This is a genomic window from Gulosibacter sp. (assembly GCF_052090685.1).
GTDB lineage: Bacteria > Actinomycetota > Actinomycetes > Actinomycetales > Microbacteriaceae > Gulosibacter.
In genome coordinates this window covers 1-5,222 of sequence record NZ_JBQDBE010000041.1, presented here as the reverse complement: position 1 = coordinate 5,222, position 5,222 = coordinate 1, and the positions used below count along the sequence as shown (strand labels likewise).

Annotated in this window: 7 protein-coding genes; 6 read left to right on the top strand and 1 reads right to left on the bottom strand. The window is 61.5% G+C overall.

Annotation, left to right across the window (positions count from 1 at the left end; translation table 11 throughout):
* The 4 genes from ACTHXA_RS15315 to ACTHXA_RS15300 form a co-directional block, all read left to right on the top strand.
* On the top strand, positions 1–159 hold a 159-nt coding region (locus ACTHXA_RS15315), incomplete at its 5' end, for a 50S ribosomal protein L19 (protein ID WP_441673747.1).
* A gap of 103 nt (positions 160–262) precedes the next feature.
* Complete coding sequence (lepB, locus tag ACTHXA_RS15310; RefSeq protein ID WP_441673746.1) at positions 263–1,075, top strand: signal peptidase I; 813 nt, start codon at positions 263–265, stop codon at positions 1,073–1,075.
* Positions 1,072–1,803 (top strand): ribonuclease HII, encoded by a 732-nt coding sequence (locus ACTHXA_RS15305; RefSeq protein WP_441673745.1) that lies wholly within the window; start codon positions 1,072–1,074, stop codon positions 1,801–1,803. Before lepB ends, ACTHXA_RS15305 begins: the two co-directional genes overlap by 4 nt.
* 11 nt (positions 1,804–1,814) lie before the next feature.
* Complete coding sequence (locus ACTHXA_RS15300) at positions 1,815–2,138, top strand: DUF2469 family protein (RefSeq protein ID WP_441673744.1); 324 nt, start codon at positions 1,815–1,817, stop codon at positions 2,136–2,138.
* Here the strand turns inward: ACTHXA_RS15300 and ACTHXA_RS15295 are convergent.
* Entirely contained in the window at positions 2,135–3,787 is a 1,653-nt protein-coding gene (locus ACTHXA_RS15295) for a thiamine pyrophosphate-binding protein (protein WP_441673743.1), read from the bottom strand. The two genes, ACTHXA_RS15300 and ACTHXA_RS15295, sit on opposite strands and share 4 nt — an antisense overlap.
* Before the next feature lie 330 nt (positions 3,788–4,117).
* Between ACTHXA_RS15295 and ACTHXA_RS15290 the strand changes: the two genes are divergently transcribed.
* Entirely contained in the window at positions 4,118–4,474 is a 357-nt protein-coding gene (locus ACTHXA_RS15290) for a YraN family protein (protein ID WP_441673742.1), read from the top strand.
* A 9-nt stretch (positions 4,475–4,483) separates the two neighbouring features.
* Entirely contained in the window at positions 4,484–5,191 is a 708-nt protein-coding gene (locus ACTHXA_RS15285) for a magnesium chelatase domain-containing protein (RefSeq protein ID WP_441673741.1), read from the top strand.
* The last annotated feature ends 31 nt before the right edge of the window (positions 5,192–5,222 follow it).

Sequence of the window (5,222 nt, the reverse complement as noted above, 5' to 3'; positions counted from 1 at the left end):
AGCTTCCAGGTGGGCGTGGAGCGTATGTTCCCCGTGCACTCGCCGATCATCGACAAGATTGAGGTTGTCAGCCGCGGTGAAGTTCGCCGCGCGAAGCTCTACTACCTTCGCAACCTCCGCGGTAAGGCCGCGAAGATCCGCGAAAAGCGCGAGAACTAATCTCGATCTTGTAACAAGCTGACCCCTGCGCCGCTGGTGTGGGGGTCAGCTTGTTCCTGGCCCTAGACTCAGTCGAGATTAATATCGCAGAGGAGATACCCGGTTGCCAGACTCCGAATATCCGGATGACGACGAACTTATTGAAGATGTCATCCGTCATTCTCACGGTTCGCGCCACCGTGTGCGGGAAGGTATAGGCGTCGACGACAACGGCAACGTTGTACAGCGAAACACCATTGGGCTGTTCCTTCGTGATCTGCTCGTCATTGCAGCACTGGCGCTGATTATCTCGATGGTCGTCAAGACCTTCTTGCTGCGGCCGTTTTATATTCCTTCGGCGTCCATGCACGACACCCTCATCGAAGAGGATAGGGTCCTCGTCAATCTCCTCATCCCCGCGCCCTTCGACCTCAACCGCGGCGACGTCGTGGTATTCGAGGATCCGGGCGGGTGGATGCCCGTGGTGCAGCCGCCGGAAAAGGAACCGTTTGTGGCGTTTCGGGATGGCGCGCTGGAGACCTTTGGGCTGAAACCTGAGGAATCTACGAACCACCTCATTAAGCGAGTTATTGGGCTCCCGGGCGACCATATTGTGTGCTGCAACGCGTACGGCCAGCTCGTCATTAATGACGTGCCGATTCAAGAGCCCTATGTGGTATTCGGCGATAACACGGCCGCCTCCGGTATCGAATTCGACGTGACCGTCCCCGAAGATGCCTTCTGGGCCATGGGCGACAACCGCTACAACTCCCAGGATTCGCGTGCCCACCAGGACCTACCCACGGGTGGCTTCGTGCCCTATGAGAACATTGTCGGGCGCGCGTTCATGATCAATTGGCCGATGGAACGCATTGAGTTTCTTGGTAACTATCCGGAAGTGTTTGCCGACGTTCCGAGCCGCGAGCCCGAAGAATGAGCCCCGTGGAACCCACCCTCGACGTTGAGCGGGGGATGCTCGGCGAGGCTCCGGTGGTAATCGGTATCGACGAGGTGGGTCGCGGCGCGCTTGCCGGCCCCGTTGCGGTGGGTGTGTGCGCCGTGCGGGCGATCGATATCGCGGTGCCGTTTCCCGAAGGGTTGCGTGATTCAAAATTGCTCGGCGAAAAGAAGCGGGAGGCACTTGCCCCGGCCAGTGCTGAGTGGGCGTGGCACAGCGCGGTGGGTTGGGCGAGCGCCGCCGAAATCGATGAATTTGGTATTGGCAAGTGCCTCGCTGCAGCCGCCGTCCGCGGTCTCGGCAGCCTCTGGGAAGCCGGCGTGCCGATCTCAGAGTCGGCCATTCTGCTCGATGGTTCTCACGATTGGCTCACACCCGGGCTCGACTCGCCGCTGCGGGTCACCGTGCGGCCAAAGGCCGACCGAGACTGCGCCGTGGTTGCGGCCGCCAGCGTGATTGCGAAGGTGGCTCGGGATGCGCACATGCGCGATCTTGAAACTCGCGATGAAACGCTTGTTCCCTACGCGTGGAGCTCAAATAAGGGCTATGGGTCGGCAGCGCATCGGGCCGCGATCGTCAGCCAGGGCGCGAGTCGGGAGCATCGAAAAACCTGGCTCAGCCGCATCCTGACCGACTCGGTCACCGTGACGGCGGTCGATCAAGGTGCGGTCGAAGAAGCTAACCAAATCGATACCAAACCGCTCTAGACTGGAGAGTTATGAATGACGATGCCTTCGACGACTACGAGCGCGGGCTCGAGCTCTCACTGTTCCAGGAGTACCGGGACGTTTCAACACAGTTCAAGTACGTGGTGGAGACCGAGCGCCGCTTTTACCTTGCGAACGAGGTCTCGCTGGAACGCCGCGACGCGGCGAACGACTTCTATTTTGAACTGACGATGCGTGACGTGTGGGTGTGGGACATCTACCGGTCAGACCGATTCGTCAAGCAGGTTCGCGTACTTACGTTCAAGGACGTGAACGTTGAAGAACTCAACGCCCACGACTTTGAACTCCCCAAGGAGCTTTCGCTCGACGATTAGACGGCAGCCTTCGTTTGACGCTTGAGATTCTCCATAATTTCGAGCTGATACGGCGCAATCACTGCCCCGGAAATTCGGCAGTCGAGGAGCCAGGTGCCGGGCTCGCCGCTCGCGGCCCATTCGGCCCACGCACTTAGGTCAGACAGTGCGCGGACGACAGTGCCACGAGCCCCCACACCCTCGGCGAACTTCGCAAAGTCCACCTGTTCGATGAGCATGGGCTGCTGATCGAGCCCGAGCGTTCCGTACTGGGTCACTTCAGCCGTGTACGCGGCATCGTTGTACACCACAATGGTCGCCCGGTCGGCGGTACGCACGGTGGAATCGAGGTCGGCAATCGCCATCAGCCCGCCGCCATCACCGGTGGCGATGACGAGCATCCGATCGGATGCATTCGCCGCAATTGCCGCACCGGGCGCGGAAGAAAAGCCGAGCCCAATGGACTGGAACTGCGTGCCCACAAGCAGGATCGAGTCTGGGCCGGGAACGCTCAGGTGCGTATTGGCCCACCCAATGAAGTGTCCGCCGTCGGAAGCGATGAGCCGCTGCTCTGGGAGGAGTTCATTGAGCGACTTCGTCAGCGCGCGCGGATCGAGCTGGCCGTCCTCGGCAAACTCGGGGGCGGCTTCCCGATCAAACTGAGCGGATGCGACCGCTTCAGCATCCAGGTCCTGCCACGTGTTGTTGCTTGGGGAGACTTCATTGCGGATCGCAGTAATTGCGGCTGCAGCACCCGATTGGAGGAAGTGCGTGACCTTCGGCGAGGTGGGGGCATCGAGCAGATCGATCTGCACGAGCTTGGCGTCGCTGTTGAAAATACGATTGAAGCCCATCGTGAACTGGTTGAGACTCGCACCCACGGCGAGGACCACATCCGCCTGCTCGAGGTAACCAATGGTGCGCTCGGACGAGAACCCACCGCAGACGCCAGCATCGAGCTGGCGGCCCGCGAACATACCGCGGGCCGGAGCCGAGGTGACGGTGATCGCTCCGAGGCTGTCAGCGAGGGCGGCGAGATCTTCGCGGGCCTCGAGCGCGCCACGACCCGCCAGGATGACGGGCTTGCTCGCATTGCTCAGCAGTTCTGTGACTTCGGCAATCTGCTGGCCATCGGCGTTTGGGAGTTCGGGGACCGTTGCAGCTTCCTCGAGTGCCGGCTCTTCGGTAATCAGGCTGGGCAGGTCGTACGGAATTGAGAGCACGACGGGCCCGCGGCGAGTGTGTGCGAGGTTGATCGCTTCGAGCGTGTCCTTGCCAGGCTGCTCGCGGGAGATGAAGACGGTTGGGGCGCCGCACGCATTGGCGATGGCGACCTGGTCGATATCCCACGGGCGAGCACCGGTGGTCGGCGCATCGCCAACCACGAGCACGAGCGGGGTGCGAGACATCGCGGCGTCAGTGAGGGCCGTGAGCGTATTGGTGAAACCAGCACCGTAGGTTGCCGTGGCAATCGCGAGCTTCCGAGTGGCGCGATAGTACGCATCCGCAGATGCGACGGTCGCGGCCTCGTGGCGGACTGCCGTGAATCGCAGATCGGTCAGTCGCAATACCGCGTCGATGAGAAAGGCGTTGCCGTTCCCCATGAGACCGAAAACTTCTTCGGCGTTCGAGCCAAGGGTGGTGGCAATGCGTTCTGCGACGGTAGTCATGCGCGGTGCTCCAATCTGCACTGAAAGGTGGATGCCCCAACGCTAAAGGAATCTAGCGAACTGCGATATTCCTGCAAAATTTACTTAGCAAATTGTATGGGTTGCTCCGAATCAGCAGCGGTTTGGCGGCGACTTTGAGTTACATTCTGCAGCCGTCGCGCGGACCGCCTGTGGATGAGTGGCCATCCACAGTTGGTCGCATCCGGCAAGCACGAAACCTGAAGGCCGCGCATCCTTTGAAGCATCGCACGGTCCGGCGCGCTGCAAAGTCCAGCGCAGCACGGTGTAGCGCCAGTGGGCGCCGTGTGCTGGCATTCGAAAGGAACGCGCATGAATCGGAATCTCGAACTTGGCAGGCTGGGCGAGGACCTCACGGTCGAGTATCTCCAGCAGCACGGCTATGAGGTGCTTGATCGCAACTGGCGCTGCAAAATGGGGGAGATCGATATCGTTGCGCGCGAGATCGGTCAGCTTGCGTGCATCGAAGTGAAGACGCGACGGTCATTGCGCTCGGGGCATCCCTTCGAATCCATCACACCGGAAAAGCTCGCGCGGATGCGGCGCTTGGCTGGGCAGTGGGCCGCGTCGAACCCTGAAATTGCGGGATCGGTGCGCGTTGACGCGGTATCAGTCATCATTGCCCGTGGAAGCGCCCCGGCAATCGTTCATTTGCAGGACATCGGATAGGTGCCTCGCATGCGGAACACGAGTAAGTCCTGGGCGATTGCGCTGGAGGGGCTTGGCGGCCATCCGGTTGAGGTGGAGACCCACGTTGCCGCGGGGCTACCCAGGTTCGTGCTGATCGGGTTGCCGGACGCTTCGCTCGGTGAAGCGGGAGACCGCATCCGTGCGGCCCTGCACTCAGTGGGCTGCCCGTTACCACCCGAGCGGGTCACCACCAATATGTCGCCAGCATCGTTGCGGAAGCACGGGGCGGGTTTTGATCTGGCAATCGCCGCGTCAATTTTGGCCGCGAACGGGGCGATCGACGCCGCTGGTCCAGCACGGAATGCACACATTGGGGAACTCGCGCTCACCGGCGCGGTCCGAGCAGTTGCCGGAGTGCTGCCTTCGGTTCTTGCCGCTCGGAATGCGGGATTTGAGACGGTGCTCGTGCCAGCCGCAAGCAGGGCGGAAGCATCGCTGGTGACCGGAATACGAATCGTACCCATCGCATCCATTCACGAACTCGCTTTGCACTACGGGGCCGACCCGGAAATGCTCGCGGTGCCGGCAGCCACGGCACCGACGATGATTACCACCGCGAAGCAGGTTGCGCCGCCGCAGACCCACGGGGATCTGCAGGACGTCCTGGGCCAGGACGACGCGATTCGGGCGCTCATGGTGGCGGCCGCCGGGGGACACCACCTCTATCTGGTTGGGCCGCCGGGCGTAGTCACTTAAGTGATTACGTGGTGCGTCGGAGCTTCGAGCA